At 52.4% G+C, this 25,210-nt stretch carries 22 protein-coding genes; 13 read left to right on the top strand and 9 right to left on the bottom strand.

Annotation, left to right across the window (positions count from 1 at the left end; genetic code table 11):
• The first annotated feature begins 219 nt into the window (after positions 1 to 219).
• The 6 genes from PSE_RS09630 (at position 220) to PSE_RS09605 (ending at position 4,708) form a co-directional block, all read left to right on the top strand.
• Entirely contained in the window at positions 220 to 846 is a 627-nt protein-coding gene (locus PSE_RS09630) for a trans-aconitate 2-methyltransferase (protein ID WP_014284664.1), read from the top strand.
• Positions 847 to 1,043: 197 nt separating this feature from the next.
• A complete protein-coding gene (locus tag PSE_RS09625; RefSeq protein ID WP_008549459.1) occupies positions 1,044 to 1,652 on the top strand; it encodes a TetR/AcrR family transcriptional regulator in 609 nt (202 codons plus the stop codon).
• Positions 1,653 to 1,801: 149 nt separating this feature from the next.
• Complete coding sequence (locus tag PSE_RS09620; RefSeq protein WP_014284662.1) at positions 1,802 to 2,395, top strand: TetR/AcrR family transcriptional regulator; 594 nt, start codon at positions 1,802 to 1,804, stop codon at positions 2,393 to 2,395.
• A 51-nt stretch (positions 2,396 to 2,446) separates the two neighbouring features.
• Positions 2,447 to 2,860, top strand: a complete 414-nt coding sequence (locus tag PSE_RS09615; protein WP_041768244.1) for an Ohr family peroxiredoxin — start codon at positions 2,447 to 2,449, stop codon at positions 2,858 to 2,860.
• A 46-nt stretch (positions 2,861 to 2,906) separates the two neighbouring features.
• Positions 2,907 to 3,938 carry an NADP-dependent oxidoreductase gene (locus PSE_RS09610; protein WP_014284660.1) on the top strand — a complete coding sequence of 344 codons (1,032 nt, stop codon included), beginning with the start codon at positions 2,907 to 2,909 and terminating at the stop codon, positions 3,936 to 3,938.
• A 92-nt stretch (positions 3,939 to 4,030) separates the two neighbouring features.
• On the top strand, positions 4,031 to 4,708 hold the full coding sequence (locus PSE_RS09605; protein WP_041768242.1) for a type 1 glutamine amidotransferase domain-containing protein: 678 nt from the start codon (positions 4,031 to 4,033) through the stop codon (positions 4,706 to 4,708).
• Between the two features lie 171 nt (positions 4,709 to 4,879).
• Here PSE_RS09605 and PSE_RS09600 read toward each other — a convergent pair whose 3' ends face one another.
• Positions 4,880 to 5,428: a TetR/AcrR family transcriptional regulator gene (locus PSE_RS09600; RefSeq protein WP_208998131.1), complete on the bottom strand. Its 549-nt coding sequence runs from the start codon at positions 5,426 to 5,428 to the stop codon at positions 4,880 to 4,882.
• Positions 5,429 to 5,522: 94 nt separating this feature from the next.
• On the opposite strand from PSE_RS09600, the gene PSE_RS09595 reads away from it, so the two are divergent.
• Together PSE_RS09595 and PSE_RS09590 are read left to right on the top strand one after the other, a co-directional pair.
• Complete coding sequence (locus PSE_RS09595) at positions 5,523 to 6,812, top strand: DJ-1/PfpI family protein (protein WP_014284657.1); 1,290 nt, start codon at positions 5,523 to 5,525, stop codon at positions 6,810 to 6,812.
• A gap of 160 nt (positions 6,813 to 6,972) precedes the next feature.
• Complete coding sequence (locus PSE_RS09590) at positions 6,973 to 7,503, top strand: YcnI family protein (RefSeq protein WP_014284656.1); 531 nt, start codon at positions 6,973 to 6,975, stop codon at positions 7,501 to 7,503.
• Between the two features lie 126 nt (positions 7,504 to 7,629).
• Here PSE_RS09590 and PSE_RS09585 read toward each other — a convergent pair whose 3' ends face one another.
• Positions 7,630 to 11,400, bottom strand: a complete 3,771-nt coding sequence (locus tag PSE_RS09585) for an autotransporter domain-containing protein (protein ID WP_014284655.1) — start codon at positions 11,398 to 11,400, stop codon at positions 7,630 to 7,632.
• Between the two features lie 428 nt (positions 11,401 to 11,828).
• Between PSE_RS09585 and PSE_RS09580 the strand changes: the two genes are divergently transcribed.
• From PSE_RS09580 to PSE_RS09570, 3 genes are all read left to right on the top strand, one after another.
• Positions 11,829 to 12,167, top strand: a complete 339-nt coding sequence (locus tag PSE_RS09580) for an MbcA/ParS/Xre antitoxin family protein (RefSeq protein ID WP_008548976.1) — start codon at positions 11,829 to 11,831, stop codon at positions 12,165 to 12,167.
• On the top strand, positions 12,164 to 12,892 hold the full coding sequence (locus PSE_RS09575; protein ID WP_148266122.1) for an RES family NAD+ phosphorylase: 729 nt from the start codon (positions 12,164 to 12,166) through the stop codon (positions 12,890 to 12,892). The genes PSE_RS09580 and PSE_RS09575 overlap by 4 nt, the downstream gene beginning before the upstream one ends.
• Before the next feature lie 121 nt (positions 12,893 to 13,013).
• Positions 13,014 to 13,769, top strand: coding sequence for a hypothetical protein (locus tag PSE_RS09570; RefSeq protein ID WP_148266121.1), 756 nt, complete (start codon positions 13,014 to 13,016; stop codon positions 13,767 to 13,769).
• 47 nt (positions 13,770 to 13,816) lie between these two features.
• On the opposite strand, the gene PSE_RS09565 is transcribed toward PSE_RS09570, so the two are convergent.
• The 5 genes from PSE_RS09565 to PSE_RS09545 form a co-directional block, all read right to left on the bottom strand.
• Complete coding sequence (locus PSE_RS09565; protein WP_014284652.1) at positions 13,817 to 14,455, bottom strand: 3'-5' exonuclease; 639 nt, start codon at positions 14,453 to 14,455, stop codon at positions 13,817 to 13,819.
• A gap of 215 nt (positions 14,456 to 14,670) precedes the next feature.
• Positions 14,671 to 15,987, bottom strand: a complete 1,317-nt coding sequence (locus tag PSE_RS09560) for a sodium:alanine symporter family protein (RefSeq protein ID WP_244271882.1) — start codon at positions 15,985 to 15,987, stop codon at positions 14,671 to 14,673.
• A gap of 408 nt (positions 15,988 to 16,395) precedes the next feature.
• The gene (locus PSE_RS09555; RefSeq protein ID WP_014284650.1) at positions 16,396 to 18,198 is read right to left on the bottom strand and encodes a hypothetical protein; all 1,803 of its coding nucleotides are present in this window, start codon (positions 18,196 to 18,198) and stop codon (positions 16,396 to 16,398) included.
• 11 nt (positions 18,199 to 18,209) lie between these two features.
• On the bottom strand, positions 18,210 to 18,455 hold the full coding sequence (locus PSE_RS09550; protein WP_041768236.1) for a hypothetical protein: 246 nt from the start codon (positions 18,453 to 18,455) through the stop codon (positions 18,210 to 18,212).
• Positions 18,456 to 18,515: 60 nt separating this feature from the next.
• Positions 18,516 to 19,430 (bottom strand): LysR family transcriptional regulator, encoded by a 915-nt coding sequence (locus PSE_RS09545; RefSeq protein WP_014284649.1) that lies wholly within the window; start codon positions 19,428 to 19,430, stop codon positions 18,516 to 18,518.
• Between the two features lie 104 nt (positions 19,431 to 19,534).
• Between PSE_RS09545 and PSE_RS09540 the strand changes: the two genes are divergently transcribed.
• On the top strand, positions 19,535 to 20,434 hold the full coding sequence (locus PSE_RS09540; protein ID WP_014284648.1) for an AEC family transporter: 900 nt from the start codon (positions 19,535 to 19,537) through the stop codon (positions 20,432 to 20,434).
• Positions 20,435 to 20,510: 76 nt separating this feature from the next.
• Here PSE_RS09540 and PSE_RS09535 read toward each other — a convergent pair whose 3' ends face one another.
• Positions 20,511 to 22,814: a hypothetical protein gene (locus PSE_RS09535; protein WP_014284647.1), complete on the bottom strand. Its 2,304-nt coding sequence runs from the start codon at positions 22,812 to 22,814 to the stop codon at positions 20,511 to 20,513.
• Positions 22,815 to 23,183: 369 nt separating this feature from the next.
• Between PSE_RS09535 and mbfA the strand changes: the two genes are divergently transcribed.
• Positions 23,184 to 24,134, top strand: a complete 951-nt coding sequence (gene mbfA, locus PSE_RS09530) for an iron exporter MbfA (RefSeq protein WP_008549342.1) — start codon at positions 23,184 to 23,186, stop codon at positions 24,132 to 24,134.
• Between the two features lie 10 nt (positions 24,135 to 24,144).
• Here the strand turns inward: mbfA and PSE_RS09525 are convergent, their stop codons facing one another.
• Positions 24,145 to 25,200, bottom strand: a complete 1,056-nt coding sequence (locus PSE_RS09525) for an ABC transporter ATP-binding protein (RefSeq protein WP_014284645.1) — start codon at positions 25,198 to 25,200, stop codon at positions 24,145 to 24,147.
• Positions 25,201 to 25,210 lie beyond the last annotated feature (10 nt).

Below are 25,210 nucleotides of genomic sequence, written 5' to 3'. Positions count from 1 at the left end.
GACTGGAAAAATGCCTTTAACAGGCAACATGGGCTTGTCCGCATCGTAAAAACGTGACTGCAGAGACAAAGCAAAATCGCTTAAACTCCTAGCAGACAGAAGGAAGACGCTGGGTAATGACCGCAATACATTGATTGTAGATTAGAATTATCTAAATTATATATTGCTTTCTTAGCCGGCTACTCCCATATATGCCCTGTTGCAAAGGCGAGGCCCGAGATGAACGAGAAAGTTGCACATTGGAACGCGGTGTATGATGCCCGCCAGGAAGAGCAGCTGACATGGTATGAAAACCAGCCAACGCTGTCTTATCAACTCGTTATCAGCTATCTCAAGCTGGGCCAGAGCTTTATTGATGTGGGCGGTGGCGCCTCCAAGCTGACGAGCATTTTGCATGCCGCAGGCTATGGCCCGCTTGCAGTTCTGGACATCTCCTCAGTGGTGCTGGAAGCCGGGAAAGAGCGTCTGGGCGGCGTGGCCGATGATGTGGAGTGGATCGCAGCAGACGTTACCAAGTGGTCGCCAGAGAGCACCTATCAGGTTTGGCATGACCGTGCGGTCTTTCACTTCCTCACCAACGAACAGGACCAAAAAGCCTATATAGATGCGTTGGTTAAGTCCGTTCCTGTTGGTGGTATTGCCATCATTTCCACCTTTGCCGAAGATGGACCGGAGAAGTGTTCCGGCCTTCCTGTGCAGCGCTATTCTTCCCAGTCCCTAAACGAGAAACTGGAAGCACTTGCGCCGGGTGTTTTTGAGCAGATTGCAACGCAGGAACACACCCATATTACGCCGAAGAAAAACCAGCAAAAATTCCAGACAAGCGTGTTCAAGCGCGTAGCGTAATATGTAAAAGACCGACTTGAGCACTACGTAACTCATTATTAAAACAGCCGAATTCAGCAAGCGCTCGATCTTTATCAGAATTCATAGATGCCGATTTACCATCATCTTGGCAAAGTGTTGTTCCATCATGGGTTTCTAATCAGACTGCTTGCTCACACACAAAAGTAGCAGGCGTAGACGTGGAAAAGAGGCAGGTTATGAGTGACACGGACAGCACCCATGCAGGGTATTCAGAGAACTCTCCAGCCCCAGTCTCCAAGTCAGCAATTCTGGAAGCCGCAATCTGCTGCTTTGAAAAATTCGGTTATTTTGAAACCACTTACGCAGATATCGCAGCCAACGCCGGCCTGAAGGTTAAGGACGTCACGAGCATCTTTCCAACCAAGGATGAAGTGCTCGCGGAGTACATCACCACCTATGAAGACGACCTGCGCATGCAGCTGGAGGGGCATGAAGACCCTGATGCCACACAGCTGCAACAGATCTACTACATCTGCAAGACATCGCTGATTTTCCTGCGAACTCATAAGGTTATCACCGCGATCTGGTTTGAGTTCTATCGCCACAACGTGGCCAAGGTGGTTCTGCGCCGGTTCTTCGGGCAGATCAAAGCCCGCCTTGCCAAGCTGGTGCGAGAAGGCATTGAGCAGGGAACCATCAAGAAGAAGAACGAGCAGGATGTGGTGGAAGCCATCATCGCGCTTGTGGAAGGTACGCTGATCATTTCGCGGTTGGAGGAGTCTACTGACTTTGAGCAGCGCTTCGACAACTCGTGGGCGATCATGGAAGAGGGGCTGCGGGCATAACTGCGCCCCGGCCCAAGCCATCAGCACGCACAACCTCAGGCTTATCCCCGCCTGACATTTCCCGTCATGAAGTCAATGTGAAGAGACGTCATCAGGGATAATGCGAAGGGTACTAGACGACCGGTCTATTTTTAATTAAAACACTCCTTATGAAGATGAAGAAGAGTGAAGCCACCCGTCAACACATCTTGGAAACCGGTCGTAAGTTGATAGCAGAGCAGGGTTTTTCCAGCATGGGCCTGAGCGTACTGCTGAAAACTGCCGGAGTTCCGAAAGGCTCGTTTTATCATTACTTCGAATCCAAAGAGCACTTCGGTTGCGTATTGGTTCAGCAATACCTAGATGAGTATATGAAGGGCTTGGACGCGCTGTTTGAAACAGACGCGCTGAACATGCGAGAAAAGCTGTTCCAGTACTGGCACCTCTGGGAGAACTACCAGCATTCAGAGGATGCATCCAAGCACTGCTTGATCGTGAAGCTGAGCGCCGAGATCGCAGACATTTCTGAAGATATGAGAGAACTGCTGGCCCGAATGACCGCACAAGTCGAACGGCGTCTTGGAGACGTTATCGAAGCGGGTGTTCAGGAAGGATCCATCGCTCCAAAACTGAATGCAAGAATGACAGCACAGATGCTCTACCAGATGTGGCTGGGTGCCAGCCTCATCGGGAAGGTCACAAGAGAAAAAACACCACTCCAGAAAGCACTGGAGGTCACTGAAATCATGCTGCCTGCTGCATAACGCCATCAACCCGTAAGAACCAAACGCCAGTCCAAAATCTAAGGTGAAGATATGAAAGTCTTCTATGAATCAGACACTAAAGCAGAGAACGGACGCTCCGGTAGCCCGACGTTGAGCGACGAAGCTGCGAAAATTCGAGTGACCCCGCCAGGAGTGGAGGGGCCAGGTGTAACGCCGGAGGAGCTCTTTGCCGTGGGCTATGCCTCCTGCTTTGAACACTCCCTGAAAATGGTCTCCGGCCATAAGGAATATCCGCTCAACACCGTCGAGGTGCGTGCCGAAGGCAATGTCATCGAGAAGGACGAAGGCGGTTTTGTGCTAGACATTGATCTGCATCTTGAGTTCTCCGGTCTCACCCGTGAGCAGGCTGAGGATGTGATCCACACAGCCCATACGCTTTGCCCGTACTCCAACGCCATTTGTGGCAATGTGGATGTGCGCGTGTTCACCAAATTGAACTCATAAAATCAATAAAAACAAAGCATTACTATCATTAATTGAGGAACCTGAAATGCCGCAGAATACAGAAGTAAACCGCCAGATTGTGCTGGCGGAACGTCCTGTCGGGGCTCCGACATCTCAGAATTTCCGCCTGGAAGATGCTGCGATCCCAACGCAGGGTGAGGGCGAGATGCTGCTGCGTACGGTTTATCTCTCGCTCGACCCTTACATGCGTGGCCGCATGAGTGATGCCAAATCCTATGCTGACCCGGTGGAGATTGGCGCTCCAATGGTGGGCGGCACTGTGTCTGTGGTGGTGAAATCCAACCTGAAGGGCTTTGCAGAAGGCGACTGGGTGGTGAGCCTGGGTGGTTGGCAGGACTACTCAATTTCCAATGGCGAGATGGTGTTCAACCTCGGCAAAGAGCCAGCAATGCCATCGTGGGCGCTTGGCATTATGGGCATGCCGGGCTTCACAGCCTATGCAGGTCTTCTGGAAATCGGCGAACCGAAAGAGGGTGAAACCATTGCTGTTGCAGCAGCAACCGGCCCTGTTGGCGCAACCGTTGGCCAGATCGGCAAGATCAAGGGCTGCCGTGTTGTTGGCATCGCGGGCGGCGCTGAAAAGTGCAAGCACGCCGTAGACAATCTGGGCTTTGATGTTTGCCTCGACCGCAACTCCCCGACCTTTGCGCAGGACCTGAAAGACGCGTGCCCGGACGGAATTGACGTTTATTTTGAAAACGTTGGCGGTGCTGTGTTTGATGCGGTTCTGCCGCTGCTCAACCCACATGCACGTATTCCGCTGTGCGGCCTGATCTCCCAGTACAACGCAACAAGCCTGCCGGATGGTCCGGACCGGATCGGCATGCTGATGGGCACTTTGCTGGTCAAAAAGATCCGCATGCAGGGCTTCATCATCTTCGACAGTTTCCCAAATCTTTACCCTAAGTTCGCAGCGGATATGCAGCAGTGGATCGCGCAGGGTAAAGTGAAGTACCGCGAGCAAATGGTAGATGGTTTGGAGAATGCCCCGGACGCATTCATGGGCCTCCTCGAAGGGAAGAACTTCGGCAAAGTTGTCGTAAAAGTCGGCGACTAACCTCTAAACAAGAACAACAAAAACAACACCAACATCAGTGCCTTCGGGCACTGGTGACTACTCCCCCTATGCCTGCTGAAAGGTAGATCACAATGAACGTGCTAATGGTCCTCACATCCCACGACAAGCTGGGCAACACAGGCGAGAAAACCGGCTTCTGGCTGGAAGAACTCGCGGCACCTTATTACGTCTTCAAAGACGCTGGCGCGACAATCACTCTGGCCTCTCCTGCAGGTGGCCAGCCACCGCTGGACCCAAAAAGCGACCTGCCAGACTTCCAGACACCGGCTACCGATCGCTTCAAGGCAGACAGCGCCGCCAATGAAGCTCTGGCAAACACTGTGAAGCTGGAGAGCGTTTCCGCTGATGCATTTGATGCCGTATTCTATCCGGGCGGTCACGGCCCGCTTTGGGATCTGGTGGACAATGCTGCCTCTATCTCATTGATTGAACAGTTGAACTCAGCGAGCAAACCCGTTGGTGTCGTCTGTCATGCGTCCGCTGCTCTGGTCAACGTCAAGGCTGCGGATGGCTCTGCACTGGTGAAAGGCAAAAAGGTCACCGGCTTTTCCAACACGGAAGAAGACGCTGTTCAACTGACTGATGTTGTACCACTGCTGGTGGAAGATGCCTTGCAGGAAAAAGGCGCACTCTACGAGAAAGGCCCAGACTGGGGTTCCTTCATTCTGGAAGATGGCAATCTCATCTCCGGTCAGAACCCGGCGTCCTCAGAAGCCGCTGCCAACGCCGTTCTGGCCCGCCTGCGCTAACACAGCAAACCTACAAAGTTCCAAAGCCGGTGCAGACTTATGCTCTGCATCGGCTTTTTTTATGCCGCTTTCAGGAGGGGTATAAAGTTCGCCATTTCTCTTTGCGTTGTTATGTGCGTTGGTTTGCGTTCTTTTGGGTTTTTGTGCGTTCCTATGTGAAATCAGAGCTGATCACGCGGTCTGCATTACTCCCAGCAGAACTTTGACCACGGCCTCCATTTTTTCCGAGTAGTCTTGCGCGTCTGAGCAGGAGACAAACACCCCCTTGGCCGCCATCACCAACACCATGGTTGTCTTCGCCGGGGTAGGGGAGAGATGCCTGCTTTCGATGAATTTTTCTAAGCGTTGCTCGAAGCGGTCGATGGGCGTTTCCATGCTGGAAGCCATCAGCTGCATGCCGCCTTCCAGTATCTCGGTCCCATGTGGTGATTGACGCACCATGGGCACATGATCACCACCCCAACGGTCAAACGCTTCCAGCACAGAATCTAGCGGCACCTCTGCTGGCGCGTTATCCAACACGGCAATCGCGGTGTCGTTCACCTCGGTCATATACTCCAGCAGCGCCCAGTCGCGCACCCGGTCCTTGGTCTTGAACCGGTTGTACAGCGTCTGCCGAGTGCACCCGACAGCCTCTGCCAGATTACCCATGGTCGCTTTCTGAATCCCGTAGTGACTGAGCAGCTCGACCACGGGCTTGTAGTTGATCATCGATGCCATTTGACTCTTTTTACATTTTTTATATAACTTGTCAAAATTGAGTGACAAGAATCTTTGGTCGGATGCGTCCGGTTAAGGGAAAAGGAGAGTACCCATGAAACGCTACCGTGTCGGTTATATCGCAATGCCCGGGTTCAACGAATCCGAACTTGGCGAAATGCAGGCTGTTCTGGGCTGTCATCCACTCAACCGAAGCTCAATCATCGCGCCTTCCAAAACACCTGTAACCGGCCAACATGGCATGACCCTTGTGCCCAATGCCGACTTTCAGGACCGCACCCCGCTGGATGTGTTGGTCATTCCTGATATTCCTGAGGCAGCTCAGGATGATCCGGCACTTCATGCCTTTCTGACAGATCAATGCGCCCGTGTTTCGCACGTTGTGGCATCCAGTGGCGGTGTCGTTGCCCTTGCCAAGGCGGATGTGTTGGAGAGTAAAGCGGCAACAGCGGATGATCATGGTACTGCACTGCTGGCAGAATACGGCGCAAAGCCGGTGTTTGAGCGCAGAGCTATGGTGGATGGCAAGTTCCACACCGCAGGCCATTCCACCGGCATGATCGAAGCCGCCTTCATGGTGCTGGAGAAACTACGCGGCACCCGCTTTGCCAGATTTGCAGAGCTGACACTGGAATACGATCCCCACTGCCAGTACACCGCCCACACGCCAAGCAGGCTGGTGGATCTGGCAGATTGCGATGCTCCAACCATCGCAATGGCACTGCCCTCAGGTTGTTATTTGCCAGACTACCTGGGGGCGGTGGAGGTGTTGAGTGCGTTCCCCAACTCAACACTTCATGTGGTCTCCCATGATAAAACACCGGTGCAATGTCTTCTTGGTCCAAAGGTGGTGCCAACCACCAGCTTTGAAGACTGCCCACAAGTTGATTTTGTCATCATGGGCGCTACACAACCGTTTCTGCTGAAAGATAAGCAGTTATTGGATTTTATCCGTCGGCAGGAGCCAAATGCCAAAGGCATGATCTCCGTATGTGCAGGCACGCTGGTTTATGCCACTGCTGGTCTGCTGAACGGCAGAACCGCCACCTCCAACTATCACCACACCCCGCTGCTGGATAAGCTGGGCGCCAAATCAAGCGGCACCGAAGTGGCTTATGACGGCAAGTTCTACAGCGCAGGCCCGGCCATCGGCTCCTATGAGGTGGCCTTGAGAGCGGTGCAGGATGTTTATGGCAAAGACGTTGCCCACCACATTGAACAACAGGTACTGCAATTCGCGCCCAATCCGGTGTTCAACGTGGGTTCACCTGAAAAGGCTGGCAAACTCATGGCGCTCTTTGGCAAGTACCTGTTTTCTCCCTCACTACCGCTCTACCTCGCCACAGGCCGCAAAGGAGCCAAATACGTCGCCTCAAAGACATAAGCCGAAGCTGAGAGCCAATAAAAACAATTGATTAGCTTCTGACGGTTCCCCCTTCGCAAGAAGCAAACAGCGCGCAGTTGGCCTGACTGAGGACTGCGTGCCTGAGCCTTCCTGTGCCGTTTCTCTGTCAGAGCACACCATTCACACTGAAAGTAACTCTATGAAAAAGCTTAGTTTATCCCTCCTCTCACTCACCATGATCGCCGCTTCCTCCGGCGCTTTTGCGCACGCAACGCTGGAACAGAAAGAGGCGGAGGTCGGCAGCACCTACAAGGGCGTGATCCGCATTGGCCACGGCTGCGACGGCCAGCCAACACTCAAGGTACGCGTTGAAATTCCTGAAGGCGTGGTGTCCGTCAAACCGATGCCCAAAGCGGGATGGAAACTGGAAACCCAAACCGGCCCGTATGCCAAGAGCTACGAATACTACGGCAGAACCCTCAAGGAAGGCGTCAGGCAGATCACCTGGACCGGCACTCTGCAGCACGAGCACTACGACGAGTTCGTCTTCCGCGGCAAACTGCACAAAACGCTGGCTCCCGGCCAAACGCTCTACTTCAAAACCACACAGGAATGCGCTGATGGCGAGAACGCATGGGTCGAAATCCCAGCCGAGGGCCAGAACAGCCACGACCTGAAACGCCCAGCCCCCGGCGTGCACCTGACCAAACCCTCCGAACATTCCCACTAAACCGGTAGGCTTTCATAGCCGGACCACACCGCTGGCGGAACAGGCCCGGGCAGTCGCGTTTAGCCTTTCCCCAGCCGCATGCTGGAGCCCCAAGCCAAGCTCCAGCATGCAATCTGTTTGTAGTGATCAGAACTTGTAGGACATGCGGCCGAAGAAGGCTGTGTCAGTTGTGTCTTCGCCGTACTCGCCAAGGACGCCAACAGATGCCCCGAAGTTGCCTTTGGTGTAGTCCAGTGAGGCTGAAACGCGGGCCAGTGTCTGGTCCACGTCATTGGTCACGTATACGACACCGTTTGCGCCGGACCGCAGGATATCTTCAAAGCCACCATCACCGAGGATCTGACGCAGGCCAGCGCGAACGTTGGCCTTCAACTCACCCTCTTCGAACTCGTAGGTGCCCGTCCAGCCAAGGGACGCATCCACGGAGAACTGGTGGTTGCTGACCGCATCATAGCGAACATCCGGTGCGTTCTGATTATCTACAGAGAATGCCCCACGGGAGTGCCAGAGATGGCTGAGGCCAACTTCCGGTGTGAAGGTGTTGTTGCCATGCTCCCAGATGTATTGTGCTGCGACACGGGTCAGCAGGTTCTGACTGGTGTAGCTTTCTTTGGCTTGAACAGAGCTGTCCTTGTAGGTGTTGCTTGTGTGATAGAAGGTGCTTTGCGCACTAAAGAGCACACCATCCATACGGTACGCGCCCTGAACGCCAAACCCGTAGGTGTTCACGCTCTCCTTGGCCTGATCATAAACACCATCAAACTCCAGCGCGCTGTGTCCATAAAAAGCGTTGGCGCCGATAATCAGTTCAGGAGAAATGACACGGTTGTAGCCCGTCAGAACGCCAGTTGTGTGGGCAGAGTAACCAAGCTCCTCAAAACCGTTGCTCTGGTAAAGATGCAGAGGAGCTGCGTAAAACACACCGTACTGCTCAACCGGCTGTTTCACACCTGCCATATCCGCAACAGCCTTTGCAGCGTCTGATGTCGGCTGTCCGTCATAGGAAAGCAGCAGGCCTTCACTCTCGGCAGCTTCCTGCCCAAGCATCAGATCATTCAGCAACCGTGCACCAACGCGCTGCGTCGCATCAATCACGCCGCGCTGCTGCTGCGCAACCAACTGTGGGCTGGAAACCTTCGGCGCGTATCTGAAGATGATCTGCTGATCCTTGGTGTTCCAGCTACTCTCCACCGCTTCAGCACTCCAACCATAGCCAACAATGCCATCTGCATTGAGCGCGGTGAACTGCTGTACGTCCTTACCGGCAACAAGATCCGGCACTACATAGGCCTCATTGACCTTTGTGCTGTTGGAATGATGGACGTGAAGTGTCGCACTGTCGAAGGTCACCTTGGCCGGATCATCAGCTTGAATGGTACCGCCGAAGTTTTCCTCCATATCGTCCTGGAAGAGAATACCGTAGGAGGTCACAGTCAACGCATTGGATCCGGCATGCACCTGATAGGTTTCAGACCCCGCACCACCGGTCGCCGATGCCAGGATCAAACCGCTGTTGTCGAGCGTTGCGTCACCCTTGAGCACCACACCATACGCAATGGCTTTGTCCTGAACACCATTTGCAGTGCCAGCAACCGCCTTTACATCAATGAGGTTTGAGTTGGTAAAATCACCTTCGATGCCGTAGCGCGTTGTGCCTTCGACATAGCCGATACCGAAAGCGCGTGCGCCACCATTGGCTTGAGCAGCATCACCGCTCTCAGCCTTACCGCCAGTGGCACGCACAAAAATGGTTCCGGTGTTCGCTTCGGCATCTCCTTTGACCCCGACAGCAAGGCCTTCTGCATTGGCGGTCTTATTCGCTTGCGTTTTTGCTGACTTTCCAACCGCCAGCGCTTCGATCAGCCCCTTATTCTCACCGCCAAGCGAGCCATCAAGACCCGTTACATCTGCGTAGCCATAAGCTGGGCCACCAACAGAACTCGCGGTTCCACCAGTACCGAGTGCCCTGACAACACCCAGATTATCGGGCTGCTCACCTGCGCCAGTATCTCTGATGCCAAGGTAGACACCGATAGCCTCTGCTGAGGCACTGGCACTGCCTGAACCGTGCGCTATTGCGGTTCCGCCTCGAGTCTCAGCGAAAACGGTTCCTGTATTAGAACCCTCAATGCGGCCAAAGAGGCCCATGACACGAGTATAGGAAGATGCGTTCCCGCTCCCTTTAGCTTCAGCTGTGCCGCCATATCCGAGGGCAATCAGAGAGCCTGAGTTCTCTCCTTCCACCCCATTGTTGACGGCATACACATTTGCCGTGGCCTCAGCTGAAAGTGCTCCTTTAGCCGTTGCTTTTCCGGCAACACCGCGTGCATATACAGTGCCACTATTGCTGCCTCTTATGTAATTATTGACGCCCACAGCACTGGCAATTGCATCAGCCCCGTCGCCGGTGGTTCCATCACTCTCTGCAGTTCCAGCAAGCGCTTCAATACGGATGACACCTGAGTTGGTGCCTTGGAGCGTATTTTCAACGCCAAACGCAGTTGCGTTCGCATTCGCACGAAGACCAGAAGCGGCTCCGGCACGCGCGATTACATCAATCTCACCCGAATTTTCGCCATTCAGGTTAGCTTTTGTGCCGGACGCGATCGCAGATGCATCGACATATCCGTTTTCCGAGGTTGCTTTTGCACCTTCTCCGGCAGCCCTCACAAAAATGAGGCCGCTGTTCGCTCCAATGTACCCCTTTACACCAGCTGCAAGTGTTGCCGAGTTCGCGGTTCCGTTGCCAACAGTCTCAGACTGACCGGCGCTTGCAAACACATTTATCCGGCCCGTATTCTCAGCCTGTAGGTTTCCCTGAACGCCAAAGGCATCAGCTGCGGCATTGGCTTCTCCTCCAGCGGATTTTGCCGTGACAGTTCGGTTGTCAGCATCGACAAGAATAGAACCGCTATTCGCATCAATGGAACCATTCACACCGACTGCCAGCGCCTTAGAGTTTGCAGTGGCACTGCCATCGGTTTTTGACAGGCCAGCTCTTGCGACCACATCAATCAAACCGGTGTTGCTTGTCTGAAGGTCTCCATAAAGGCCATAGGCATCAGCCGCTGCCTTGGCTTCTCCACTTGCTGTGATCGCACTGGCATTTCTGTTGTCGGCAAGAACAAGAATGGAACCACTGTTCGCGTCCGCATACCCTTTCACACCAATGGCCAGGGCATATACATCAACATTTCCTGCGCTTTCAGAGGTGGCCTGCCCACCTTTTGAAATAATGTCGATCAGGCCCTTATTCTCGCCTTCCAGATCTTCATCAATGCCCGTAATGTCAGCATCTGCGTAGGCGATGCCTGTGCCTGTTTTCGCGGTTCCGGCGTAGCCTTCTGCTTTGATGGTACCTACGTTGTCGCTCTTAATACTGAGGTAGGTGCCAAAACCTTCGACGCTTGCATCTGCATTGCCGCTGCCAAGAGCTGTGGCAGTACCCGCCTGAGCAAAACTGGAGAGTGTCCCCAGATTGTCGCCTATCAGTCGGTCATCAATGGCCTTCACATTCACCTTTACACTGGCTTTACCACTACCCGATGTGACGGCATTTTGACTGGTGCCTTTGACAGAAATTGCTCCGAGATTGTCCTTTTCCAGAGTGCCTTCAACACCATCAATTGTAATCGCAGCGGTTGCACCTGAATTTGCACCGGTACTGCTATCCGCACTTCCGCCGCGGACATCAACCGAGATATTGCCCGTATTGTCTCCGGTGATATCGTAGCGAACACCGCGTATTGTTACTTCCGCTGTCGCTCCTGCACCGGAGGCTTCACCGCCAACGACTTCGACCTGCAGTTCCCCTGAGTAGTTAGAAAGAGGTCCTGTGATGACCTGAGTATTCAGAGATGCATCATTGGGAGCGCTGTTGGGTACGGTAATATTCACCGTCTGCGCCGCGGCTGGTACGACCAAAACACTGCTTAAAACGAGCGCGCATACGGAAACACTGCTCAAACTGCGAGATTTAAAAGTCACGGCCCCACCCCAACTGTAATTATTCGTATTTTTATCGATAATTATAGTTGCAGGCGTCACACATCAAGGCGGACGCTTGGTCATCCACGCTTATATTAGATATTGCGTATAGTAGGATGTACTTGAATAAACTACCACTCAGGGTTTTGTCGCAGATCGTCATTCGCGCGAAAACACGTCCAAAACCTTGACATTTGGCGCTATAATCATAATATAATGACATATGGCACTTCCAGTGTTTTGTTGGTTGGATGAGAGGGACAATGCCTAGTCTTCGAAAGATTGAGCAGCCTTTAGCGCCTGGTGGACCTAAGTTCACGGAGGAAGAGGTCCATGCCATGCAGCGGGCCGTGATCAACCTGTTTGATCGCTGGCAGTTGACTGATGAGCAAGCCACCTTGTTGCTGGGCGACATTGCCAAGCGTACCTATCAACGCTGGAAGACCAAGCATTATGGCCGCGTGAGTGTTGACCTTGCCGCGCGCCTTTCCAACCTTCTCGGCATTCATAAAGCCCTGCGTTTGTTGTTCAGCGATCCGAACCGCGGATATGGCTGGGTGAAGCGGCCTAACACGGATTTCGGCGGAAAAACTGCTCTTGAGATTATGCTGGGCGGGCAATTGACTGATTTGATGCGCGTGCGCAGATATCTTGATGCGCAGCGAGGCAACTGGTGACCACGTTAACTCTGGTGGAGACGGACCTGAAAGCTCCAGAAACACATGTCAGTTGGCCCCAATATTATCGTCTGGTCAACTCGGCTTACCCACCCATAGATTTGTTTGAAGACATTGCTGATCCGGCAGACTGGGAGTTGCTGGCCGCTGCTGAAAGCCGCACAAACCCACGCCTAGCAGTGACCATAGGCAATCTGGATCTTGTGCCCGTAGAGCGCCGTGTGAGTGGGACTGGCGCGTCTTACCTGATGGCTCCGTTCACCCATGCTTCTCCAGACAGAGCAGGGCGCTTTCATGATGGAACCTATGGCGCGTTTTACGCAGCCAAGTCCTTTGAAACTGCGCTCTTTGAGACCGTCCACCACACCGGAAACTTTTATGCTGCCACACAGGAGGCTCCCGGCTGGATTGCGCAGATGCGTGAGCTGATTGGCAGTGTGGATGCAAAACTCGCGGACGTTACAGATCCCCGCTTTGATGTGCTTCTGCACCCCGATGATTACTCCGCCTCTCAGAATTTCGCGCGCAAACTGCTGGAAGATGGTGGCGACGGCATTCTTTACCCCAGCGTGCGCGATGAAGGCGGTATGTGTATCGCGGCCTTCTATCCGGATGTGATTGAAGCCCCTGTTCAGGCGCGTCATTTCAGTTACCACTGGAGCGGAGAGGCGATTGACATGATCAAAGATCTGAATTCCGGCGAAGTTTTTGAGATAGCCGATTAGGCCTGCCAGAACGCATCACACTCACAACTGAAATCAGGTGATAGCACGTACCTCAACAGCAAGCGCTGCGCAGGTTTCGGCGGCTAGCATCACGCCAATTGATTTTTAAAGGATAGTGATTGTGAGCATTTTCGGTGGAGGCGGGTCCTCCTACAGCATTTCCAATTACAGCGTCGCCAAGTTTGTGAGCAGTGGCACCACATCATTCGCGGCGCGCGCGACACAAATCGCGCAACCGAAGGATGATGATTCAGAGAAGAACTCCACCAAGGTGGACGTGACATCCATGCCGGACAATGCCGTTGATGCACGGGCAAAACTGACTGAGCGCTATGGCGATCTGGACACCACTTCTGCCAAGTACAAGGACGACATCGAGGCGTTTCGCAAAGAGATCTTTGACGATCTGAAGTTTGATCGCGCTACGCTCTTTCAGATCGCTAGCAACGACAACGGTTACTTCTCTAAAGAAGAGATCAAAGCCGCTGAGCTCGTGATGGAAGAGCAGCTGGAAGAAGCCCTCAACAAGGGCGATCCGGATGCAGAGCCAACTGCTGATAACTACCTGTCGCTTCTGGAGTATCTTGAAAAGGAAAGCTCAGAGGAAGAAAAGGCAACCTTCGAGTGGGCGGTCAACAAGGCGAGTGCACAGGCCAATTACAAACGGCTTTCAAATGGCAAGGAAAGTGATCTTTTCTCTGATGACCCGGTCGTCAGCCTGCTGACTAAAGCTCATGAAGACCTGTTTGATGCGCAGAAAACCAATCCGGACGCTAAGCTGGAGTCCATGTCTGCCTACGATTCCGCCCAGTATCAATGGGAGCGGAACAACAACACTTACGACGCCTACACCTCCCCAGATGCATGGTGGAAGTAGAACCTATCTGGTCCCTGCCTCAAGGATTGGCAGGGATCACATATCACCTAAGCTAAACCTTCCAGTGCAACGCCACCGCGCTCGAGTTCAGCCGGCGAAAGTCGCTTGTTCCTCAGAAGGTGCTGAATGACGTAGGCGACGGAGAGAGCATCGTCTAAGGCGTCGTGTCCTCTTAAGGGAGGATGTTCCAGCTCGAAGTAATCTGCAAGATCATTACTGCGAGTCCGTTTGATATCCTCGTAAGGCATGCCTGCTGCGAGCATGAGCTTGCAGGCATTGTCAAACTGATGCGCGGGTATGGAGGGCTGGATGCCAGCGATATAGCAGCTGATCGCCATCATGTTCAGCTCATCTTTGCCCCAGGACCAGAGCGTGGCGCCATCGGCAAACGCGTTCAGCTGATCGTTGGCCTCCTGCAATGAAATGCCTTCGCTATCAATCGTCTCTTGGGTGATTCCCGTGAGCTTGCAGAAGAACGGATCAAGCTTGTACCTGTCGCCATAGCGATCGACTGGATTGATATGAACTCTGAACGTATCGACAAACTCAAAGCTGCCATCAAGCGATAATTTTACCGCTCCAATCTGGGCGATAACCGGGTCAGGATCATACGGACCACACCAGAATCTGCGCTGAGCCCCTTCGGCTATAAGGAACTCACAATCAAAGACTATTGCTGTTTTCATGAATGCCCCACTACAGTAATTCTGCGGGTTCGCCACTCCATAATCAAAGCTGGCTCTGATCCTATTGGCATTCAGAAACCACCACAACAGGACTGCGCAGAAAATGCAGTGAGTTGGCCTGCGCCCTCAATTATCATGCAGCACCCCATCCATCTGCACACACAAAAATGGCCCGGCGATGAACCGGGCCATTTTCTTGAAAACTGTGTTTTCTGTTATTCAGCAGGTGCTTCTTCTGCGCCTTCTGGTTCGCCGTCTTCGGAGAAGAACTCCTTGGTCAGCTTGAAGACAATCGGGCTGAGAAGTGCCAGCGCGATGAGGTTTGGAATAGCCATCATTGCGTTGAGCGTATCAGCCAACAGCCAGATGAAGCTGAGCTCTGCAGTCGCACCGAAGTAGATCGCAGCAACCCAGAGGATGCGGTATGGCTTCAGAGCACGAGGGCCGAAGAAGAAGCCAATGCACTTCTCACCGTAGAAGCTCCAGCCCAGGATGGTGGTGAACGCGAACACGGAGAGTGAGATCGCGATGATGTAACCACCAACGCCCGGCAGAGATGTTTCGAATGCCAGAGAAGTGAGCGCTGCACCGGAGGAACCGGAAGTCCACACGCCAGATGCCACAATCGCAAGACCAGTGATGGTACATACGATGATGGTGTCGATGAACGTGCCGAGCATCGCGATCAGACCCTGGTTTACAGGGCTCTTGGTTTCAGCAACCGCGTGAGCGATTGGTGCAGAACCCAGACCAGCTTCGTTGGAGAAGACGCCGCGCGCAACACCAAAGCGGATAGCCGCCCACACAGCAGCCCCAGCAAAGCCACCTTCAGCAGCAGTTGAGGTGAATGCCTGAGCGAAGACCAGCTGCAGAGCAGAACCGATGGAATCGATGTTCAGGATCAGAACAACCAGACCAGCAGTAATGTAAGCAACAGCCATGAATGGAACCAGCTTACCAGCAACGTTACCAATGCGAGTTACCCCTCCCAGAATAACTGCAGCGGTCAGCACCATCAGAATAACTGCGGTTGCCTGTGCCGGAATAGCGAAGTTCTCGTTCAGAACGTTCGCAACACTGTTGGCCTGTACGCCGTTGCCGATGCCGAACGCAGCAACTGCGCCAAACGCGGCAAAGGTTGGAGCAAGCCAGTACCACTTACGGCCCAGACCGTTTTTGATGTAGTACATTGGACCGCCAACATAGTTGCCAGCGTTGTCACGCTCACGGTATTTCACCGCACAAACGGCTTCTGCATACTTGGTGGCCATGCCCACAAGAGCGGTCATCCACATCCAGAAGAGTGCGCCAGGTCCGCCGAGGAACACTGCAGTCGCTACGCCTGCGATGTTACCGGTCCCGATTGTTGCTGAAAGAGAAGTCATCAGCGCATTGAAGGGGCTGATTTCGCCACCACCTGCGCCTTGTCGACCTTTCCAGAGCAGGCTAAAGCCCGTGCCCAACTTAAAGATGGGCATTAGTTTGAGTCCGATCTGGAGGAAAAGTCCAACCCCGAGAATGGCTATAAGCATCACAGGGCCCCAAACGATAGAATTAATTTCGCCTAGGATATTCGTCATTGTTTCCATGGTTAGCCTCCCACCATGATTTTTATTATGATTTAGCTTACATCCTCAGCATGCATAGGGAATACATGTACAATAGAACTATTTCAAAGTTTTTTGCTATATATCAATGACTTATTGCGTGAGATAGTGGGTTACCTATGGTAATCACGAAAATTTTTGGTGAAAAATTCCCGCCTAACGGGAAGAAAATATCGATTTCAACCGACCAGCCGGTACAAAAACGCAAAATTCATCCCCCATTTTGTAATTTATGAGCACATTCTCATTAACTAAGATAAGGGTATCCGCGTATTCCGTTAAGGGAAGGGGATTATTCTACTTGGTAGATTTGCTCACTAAGATACTCATCAGTTAATTAACCTTTGAGATGTCTACATAGTATCCCGTAAACTCGACGACAACTTCATCGCTGTGAAACTTCTCCGGAATGTCAAATGAAAGCACTTGCCCAGGCTTCAAAATTAAATCCTGAGCAACCAGCAAATTTTCTTTTTTTGTGACTAATTTGATTGTTTTTATAAATGAAATCTCAGGCTCCTTCTCAACAAGTTCAAATGATCGCGTACCCCTTGGAAAGTTAACTTTTTCGGTTAACTCCTTACTTTCATCAGTAGCATTTCTCAAAATTCGTCCATGCAATACCTTTTTACCGTGAGCATTGGTAAAGTAAACAAATGGACACGAGCCTGCATCAAACCCCGCTTCAGTAAACAAAGCATGTTTCGGCGTCTCACGAACTGGATAATATGTTTCCGCTACTTGAAGTTGGTTCAGTTTTAGAGCCTCTTTAAAATAGTAAGTCTGCGTGACAGGCGTGCGCCCTGGTGGGCGATAAGCTTCAGGTGCTTTAATTACGTTAAAAGCACTATTTTCAGCCTCAAAAATTATATCACTCGGAAACCCGTTAACCTGCTCCTGCACCAGAAGCGGTTTCTGTAAGCTCTTTTTAAATTTCGGATCTTCAAGAAATGGAGTATCCAAATCGTATCTTAACTCTATGCGCAGCGGGATTATTAGAGTCTCATTTCTTTTTAAAGCAGGTATGTTTATCTCTTCCTGCCTCTTTTCATTGTAAGCAAGATTGTTCCTTAGCCCAGCATGGCTGTCAGCTATGTATTCCACACCCTTAATTTTTAACGAAGGTCCCATTGCCTCTATAGAAGCGACAAGCACAAAAACTTTGCGAGGTACAGCCATAATAATCAATCCAGATGCCCCAGAGAAACAAGGTTCATCAGTATCTGGATACAAATCTAGCGATAATTTTTTAATCAAGAAGTCGTCAGGCCAACTCAAGGAAGTAAAATAACTTATCGCATTGAAAGACTCATTAATGGAATCAAAATCTTCAATAGCAATCACGCTATTGTAGCGGTAATTCTCCTTAATCAGACGATTGTATCTACTCTCCTGCAGATATATATTAGCAAGACGAGATACTGTTGACCAATATGCATCGAACTCTTGCTTGCTGATTGCTTTAGACATACTAACACACGACAAAGCAGCTAGATCGGCCGTAGCTTTGTCAACTCTGTGGTTTCTAATTCTCCCATAGTCTTTAAATGAGTAATAACTGTTCCAACCACCTGGCCATTGTTTACTAGAGAAAACAGTTTGATAAGCATCAGGATCAGGCCAAATGAGTGGCTCTTGCCCTAAGAATATGGGAATATTGTTTAGATAAGCGTTGTCTCCATCATCATCAGGTTCAGCATAGAAAAGATGACTCCCAGCTTCACTTTGCTTGCCTCCTAGCGAACGTACTGCCAAGCCGCCCTCAAAATGAGTTTTTGGATGATAACGAGTATAAGGCACGGAGAACTGTTTAGTTATCGAATTGATTTCCTTAGCAACTGAATTCGACCATATCTTGGGAGAGGAGCCCACAAGCTTCTTTATTTTTTCAACTCCCGCACCTTCCTTAATAATTGTGTATGTATCAATATCTAACCAAAAGTATCTAACCCTAAATGAGTCCTCCGGTTTTGGAGGTAAACACTCTAAATAAATACCACCTTCATATTCCTGTCCATATTGTTCAATAATTATTTTGTTATCTACACAATTACCATCACCAATCACAATATTACTCGAAAATGCCGGTGTAGTAACAAAAACAATTACAGAGAAAACAAATGCCAGACTTTTCATTACCGCTCCAATTACTTAGTCACGCCAGTAATATTCCAATCTCCAATGACTATATTCAATTCTCCATCTCCAAGAATGGCAATTATTGCAACAGTCCAAATACAAAAAACAATAAACATCAGAAGAAAGAAAGTTAACCACCTATTCAATCGAGAAAAAATATCTAAGTTTAATAACTGTTTATTCACTAGGTAGATCACCCCTAAAGCAATTCCCGTTACTCCGGCAATCTCTCCAAGTTTCAAAAGAGCGCTCATTAACTACGTTCCTGACTCAAGAGTTATCTACCCTTACGTTACATATAATACTTTATCCCATCAATCCTCCCTGTAGATCTCATTTTCCGCAAAATCCCAGAAGCGGGTGACGGCGCTGTTGGTGGGGGTCGTTGGCAGGCGGGTTAGGAAGAGACTGCGCGGGGCAGGGGGATCAAGAGGCAGGGCCATCACACCTTCCAGATGCTCAGGCAGAGCCAGTTCCGCGATGATGGAACAGGCAAGGCCAGATCGCACGACGGCCAGAATAGATGTGATCTGCTGAATGGAGTGATCCACGCGCGGTTCTGTATCTGAGCGGCTGAACCATTTACGCACCAGAGGCTCACTGCCGCCCTTGGTCATAATAAAGGGCTGGCGCTGAAAGTCCTCCGCCGTCATCTGAGGCGGCAAATCCATATCACGAGCAACAATGCCGACAAGCCGGTCACAGGCGATGGGGATGCTCTCGAACTCTTCGTCTCCATCCAGACCCGGCACAACGGCCACATCTACCTCTCCACGGCGCAGTGCGGCGATAATCTCCTGATCCTGCGCCTCTCGCAGTTCCAGCGCGATGCCGGGATAGAGGCGGGAGAAGCGTTTCATAACATTTGGTAGCAGGCGCGTGGAGGCGGAGGGGCCGGAGGAACCAATGCGAACACGGCCTCCTTTGTTCTGGCGCAGGTCATTGATGCGGGCCAGTGCGTTTTCTTCGGCTGCTTGCACGCTCAAGGCATATTGGACGATCAGGTCGCCCTCATCCGTCAACTGCACCGGCTGTGCCCCGCGACGCAGCACCTTCACCCCAAGCCGCTTCTCCAGTTCCGCGATGGACTGACTGACAGCGGACTGACTGACACCCAACCGATGCGCCGTTTTGGTGACGGAGCCAACGGCCTGCACCAGAGGCAGAGCACGCACGGCCAGTTCCGGCAGGCGGGTTGCGAAATTGTTGGGTCCATCAGGTTTGGTCATAGGCTGCCATCACACATCATAAGCTCAGCTTATTATCTTATCTGTCCTCATTAGCCTAAGACATAGCGACAGGAAAGACCAGCCAAACCGTGAGGAGAGAGCGTATGGGGATCGCGATGGCATTGCTGCCAAGTCTGGGCTTGCTGGCTTTGGGCGGCGTGTTTGGCAAACGTCTGGATCAGACAGTGTGGCGCGGCATTGATACGCTGAACTTTCAGCTGCTGTTTCCGGCACTGATGTTTTCAGCAGCGGCGGCCCGGCCCATCAATCTGGATGATGCAGCCATCATCGGATTGGGCGTTTGGGGTATTTTGGGCGTCGGGCTGCTGTTGGGGTGGTTGCTGCGCCCGTTTGGTCCGGATCGGTTTCTGGATTTTGCCGCTGGCTGGCAAACAGCATGGCGGTTCAACACAGCAATCGGGTTTGTGGCCATCAACGCGCTGGACGCGGACAGCGCTTCCCTGATGGCCATTGCCATTGGCTTTGCGGTGCCAATGGCGAACCTGATGGCTGTGACAGCTCTTTCCATGGGCAAAGGTCTTCGTCTGCGCAAGGCGGTTGGAAAGGTGGCTCTCAATCCATTCTTTCTGGCCGCCCTTGGCGGTGTTGCGGTGGGCTTGAGTGGGTATCCGCTTCCCTCAGTCCTTTCGGAAGGTCTCAATCAACTGGCTCTGGCCGCCATCCCCCTAGCATTGTTGGCGATTGGAGCGACACTTGATTGGCAGGGACTGATGAAGCTGGATATCTATACCGGCGGGCTGAACTCCATCAAACTGCTGGCCTTGCCCTGCATCGCCTGGTTTGTGGTGCACAGCTTTGCCATTCCAAAAGAACAGGCATCCGTGCTGGTGTTGTTCGCAGCTTTGCCCACCGCTTCAGCCGCCCATGTGCTGGCCGCTGCCTTTGGTGCTGATTGCCGACAGCCTGCAACGCTGATTGCCCAGTCCACTTTACTTTCCTGCATCAGCCTGCCGCTTTGGATTGCGCTGCAGACCAGCATGTAAAAGGGCCCTGCGGTAAACCGCAGAGCCCAGCCATTAGATAAGGAAGGTTTATAAGGTCAGAGCATGGGAGGCTCTGTTAAGCGGCTTGTTTAAAAGCCGTAGGCTTGAATTCCAGAACCCAGCAAGCTTCCAGCTTGTTTCTCTTCCATGGCAGGAAGGAGCGGACACGGTACTTCACCTGGCGAAGTTCCAGATAGTCCGGCAAGCTTGCACCGGGGCCGGCAGACTTTTGAATAAGCTCTGCCCAATCCCGTGCCAACTTGGTGGGTTCTTCAACGACTGGCATTCCGTCGCTGTTTTCACCGGTAGGTTTGGAGATCAGCTGTTTATAGACGGATGGGTTCAGCAGAGCCTTCAGCGCACCACTCAAACCATGCAGGTCTTCACCAAAGGCCTGATCTTCTTCATCTGCGATGTTACCGGCGTTTTCCTTGTCTCGTTCTGTTGGTTCGTTCAGCACAACACTGTTTGCTTCCGTGGTGCCATGTTCAACTTCCTTGACGACCACGTTGTACTGATCCTTCTTACCGCCTTCCATTGGCGTGATTTCAACGCGGAACATGGCAGACCAAGGCTGTTCCTTTGCCCATCTCAGGATCTTGCGGATGCTTGTGCCATTGCTCATCTTGGCCATGACTTCCTGCATTGCGTGGTCTTGCAAGCTGCTGATTGCATCATGCGCGTTACCATAGCTTTGCAGCAGGCCATCACCCTTGGAGCTGAGGAAGTCATCCAGATGGCTCCGCTTGCCCTGAATGTCATCGTTCTTCTTCGTCTGGTCTTCCCGCAAATCGGACATGTTCAATGCCAGATCTCCAAGATCACCCGCGATGGCTCGTGGCAGGTTGTTGATCAGGTTCACTTCCGCAACTGTGTCGGAGGTTGGTTTCTGTTCAACCACCCAGGCGGTCTTCACGGTATCGGTGTTCGAGAAGAAGCCCTTCTTGATGTCGTGATAGCGCACCTGCTTCAAAGTCATGTAGTCGGGCAGCTGATCGCTGATGTCCCGGCCACCTTCCTGCGCGCGGGCAAGGGTTTCACCCCAGTTCATTGCCAGATCACTTGGCTTTTCGACAAATGGGATATCGTCATTGCTGGCTTCACCCGTGGCCTTGCTGGTCAGGGCGGCCATCATTTCCGGTGAGCGCAAACCGTTGAAGATGAGCTCAGGATTGTACATGAGCTTTTCTTTTGAAAGGTTCCGCTGTGCCAGATCGGTGTTTTCGTCGATATCAAGACCATCGGTATCTTCGTTCTGCGGACTGTTGTCGCGCAGCTCGGCTTCAATGTTGAAGTAGTCACCCTTGGTGGTGATGTCGATATCAACCAGCTTTGCCCATGGCTGAGTTTCAACCCACTTCATGGTCTTGCGAGGACTGTTTGTCTGGGCGAGGTGGTCGTTGACCATATTCCTTGCCATCTTTGCAAGGCCGGAAGCGGCGTTCAGTGCACGATCGTTCTGTTCGGCGAGTTCATCAACGGCGGAGTTGACGGTTTCGCCAAAGCTGATGGCGGACTGTACATCATTGGTGGTGTTCAGGGCCATACCCAGCTGCCGTGCAACAGCCATGCGGTATTCAATAACTTCCTGTTCTATTTCTTCCAGCTTTTGTCGTTCACTGTCAGAAACGGCATTTTCCTTCGCATTATCGATGGTATCGCTCATGGCCTTACCAAAGGCATGCTGGCGATACAGTTCATTGACGTCTTTCACGAGGGAGTTGCCGAGCTTGACCATGTTCTGACTCATGAACACCAGCATTTCGCGGTGTGCCGGGGTCAGCTGCTTAGGATTGGAGTTAGCTGCATTTTGCAGGAACTCGGTGAAGCGAGGATCATCAGCCTGAGTGTCAAAGATCTCCTTGGTGACACTCCGAGATTCATCCTTTAGGTCTTTCTTCAGATCACGAGTGAACTGCTGCTTGACCATTTCATCAGCTTTTTCCTGAGGCATACCCAGAACATCTTTCACATGATGCTCCCATTTGGCAGCTGCAGGGTCAGCATAAGCTGTGGCAAGCGGATCTTTTAAGAAGGCTTCCCTCTTCTGCTGGAAGTCACGTAATCGGCCCAGTTGCTCGCGAAGTGTTTCGGATTGTGGGAGGCCAATTTCCTCAAAGACAGCATGGACAGGACTAGGCTTGGAGCCATTTTGTCGTTCTGGAGGAGGAGTGTCGACGACGACATAGTCGCTCAAATCCGGTTCAGCAGTGCCATTGCGCTGGTCATGAGTGCCATTCACGCCGTTGGCCTGCTCGTTTGAGGCTTGCGCTGTCAGATTGGTTTCATCCCCTTCTTCCTCGGGGAAGTTCCAATGCATGTTTTGGTAAACAGCCTTGGCCCAATCGTGTTGTTCAGCATTCAACTTATTTACAGGCATGACACGTCTCCTGCTAACTAAGTTTTGTTATTGGCTAATAAAGTTGTGCTCCTCCTATCCGTTTATTTTAAGGCATGTAATCGACTTTAGTATAATAAGTTAAGACTGATTAAACCGCTCTGCTCAAATGCGATCGAGATCTTCATTTAGATCCGATTGGGCGATCACATTTTCCCAAAAACATCAATCACATCCGCTGATAGCGCAATCACAGACGCATTGCCCTATTCTCCTGATTTCAGCGGCCAGACCCCTCAAATTTGCCTCTCATTTGAGGGGCTGAAACTGCCTGTTTGCAATGAAACCTGCTTAGGATCTGCCGAAACCGGAACAACTGGACCATCACGGATGTTGTATCTGACGTCACGCATGCGATTTTCTGATCTGAGTGAGCAGCAGGTTCTTGCCCTTGCCATCTCCTCAGAAGAAGACGACGCCCGCATCTACCGCGGCTTTGCAGCCAGATTACATGAAGACTATCCGGGTACAGCGGCCATCTTCTCAGAAATGGCGAATGAAGAAGACCAACACCGCATCTCCTTAATCGAACTGCATCAGAAACGCTTTGGCGACACCATTCCTCTGATCCGCCGCGAGCATGTCTCCGGCTTTTATGCCCGCAAACCCACGTGGCTCTCAGCTCATCTGACCCTCGACCAGATCCGCCACATCTCCGAGAACATGGAGACTGCCTCGCGGACCTTCTATGAGAATGCGGAGAAGAGAAGCACGGATGCAGATACACGGCGCTTGCTGGGAGATCTGGCGGCTGTCGAAGCAAGCCATCAGGACAAAGCCCGGTTCCTGACACAGTCCCACATGGAGACGGAAGCAGAGAGCGAGGATGAGACCGCCCATCGCAAGCTGGTGCTGACACTCATTCAGCCGGGTCTCGCCGGATTGATGGATGGTTCAGTCTCCACGCTCGCCCCCGTGTTCGCCACCGCCTTTGCAACGGGCAACACATGGACCACATTTCTGGTCGGCCTTGCCGCCTCAATCGGGGCAGGGATTTCCATGGGCTTTACGGAAGCAGTCTCTGATGACGGGCAGATCTCTGGGCGCGGCCCCCCCACACTGCGCGGGTTGGCCTCCGGGGTGATGACGGCCATTGGCGGGCTGGGGCACACCATCCCCTATCTCATCAGCGAGTTCTGGATAGCCACGTCCATCGCGTTCTTTGTCGTGGCTGTCGAGCTCTGTGCCATCGCGTGGATACAGAGCAAATACATGGAAACGCCGCTCTTGCGGGCGACGTTTCAGGTTGTCCTTGGCGGCTCACTGGTGTTTGCCGCAGGCGTGCTCATCGGCGGGGGTTAGCTGCCCTGCTTTACAGGGACGCCCCACCTTCCTCGAACACATGCAGGAACTCGCGGTTGACTGAAACCGGCAACATATCCCCTTCACGCACAGTGATGGAGTGGTCCACCCGCATGGTCAGCGGATCAGAGGAGAAGCTGGTTTGCAGGTAGGCGAGGGACTCTGACCCCAGCTCTTCAACCAGTTCCACCTTCGCGGAAAAATCACAAGCTTCTGTATCAGAGATACGCATGTGCTCCGGACGAATGCCAAGCGTGATCGCCCCATTGGCATGGGCCTTCTGCGCATCGGTGATGTTGAAACCATCCAGCTGGATCGCACCTTGCTGCGCGGTTGCTCCGATGAAGTTCATGGATGGAGCCCCAAGGAACCCGGCCACGAACTTGTTGGCTGGCCGCTCATACAGATCAATCGGGCGGCCAACCTGCTCAATCACACCGTGGTTGAACACCACAATCCGGTCCGCAAGGGTCATAGCCTCGGTCTGGTCGTGGGTCACATAGATGATCGTCGCACCAAGACGCTTGTGCAGGCGGGCAATCTCCAGACGCATCTGCACGCGCAGGGCTGCATCCAGATTGGAGAGCGGCTCATCAAACAGGAACACCTGCGGATTACGGATGATCGCACGACCAATGGCCACGCGCTGACGCTGACCACCAGAAAGCTGACGCGGGAAGCGCTCCAGCAGGTGCGTGATCTGCAGCGTATCGGCCACTTCATTCACACGGCGCTTCACCTCATCCTTTGGCGTTTTGCCAAGGCGCAGACCAAAGCTGATGTTGTCCGCAACACTCATATGCGGAAACAGCGCGTAGGACTGGAACACCATCGCAATTTCACGCTTGGACGGATGGGCGCGGGTTACATCCTTGTCCGCGATGGAGATCTGGCCGGACGTGACTTCCTCCAGACCAGAGATCATGCGCAGCATGGTGGACTTGCCACAGCCGGACGGGCCAACAAAGACGATGAACTCACCCTTTTCGACCTCAAGATCCACCCCATGGATGACCTCATGTTGGCCGTATGACTTCTTGATGTTTTTCAGTGACAAACTACTCATAATGTCCCCG

The sequence above is a fragment of the Pseudovibrio sp. FO-BEG1 genome (assembly GCF_000236645.1).
In the GTDB taxonomy this organism is placed as follows: domain Bacteria; phylum Pseudomonadota; class Alphaproteobacteria; order Rhizobiales; family Stappiaceae; genus Pseudovibrio.
The sequence above is the reverse complement of the archived record's forward strand: the minus strand, read 5'-3'. Positions and strand labels throughout refer to the sequence as shown.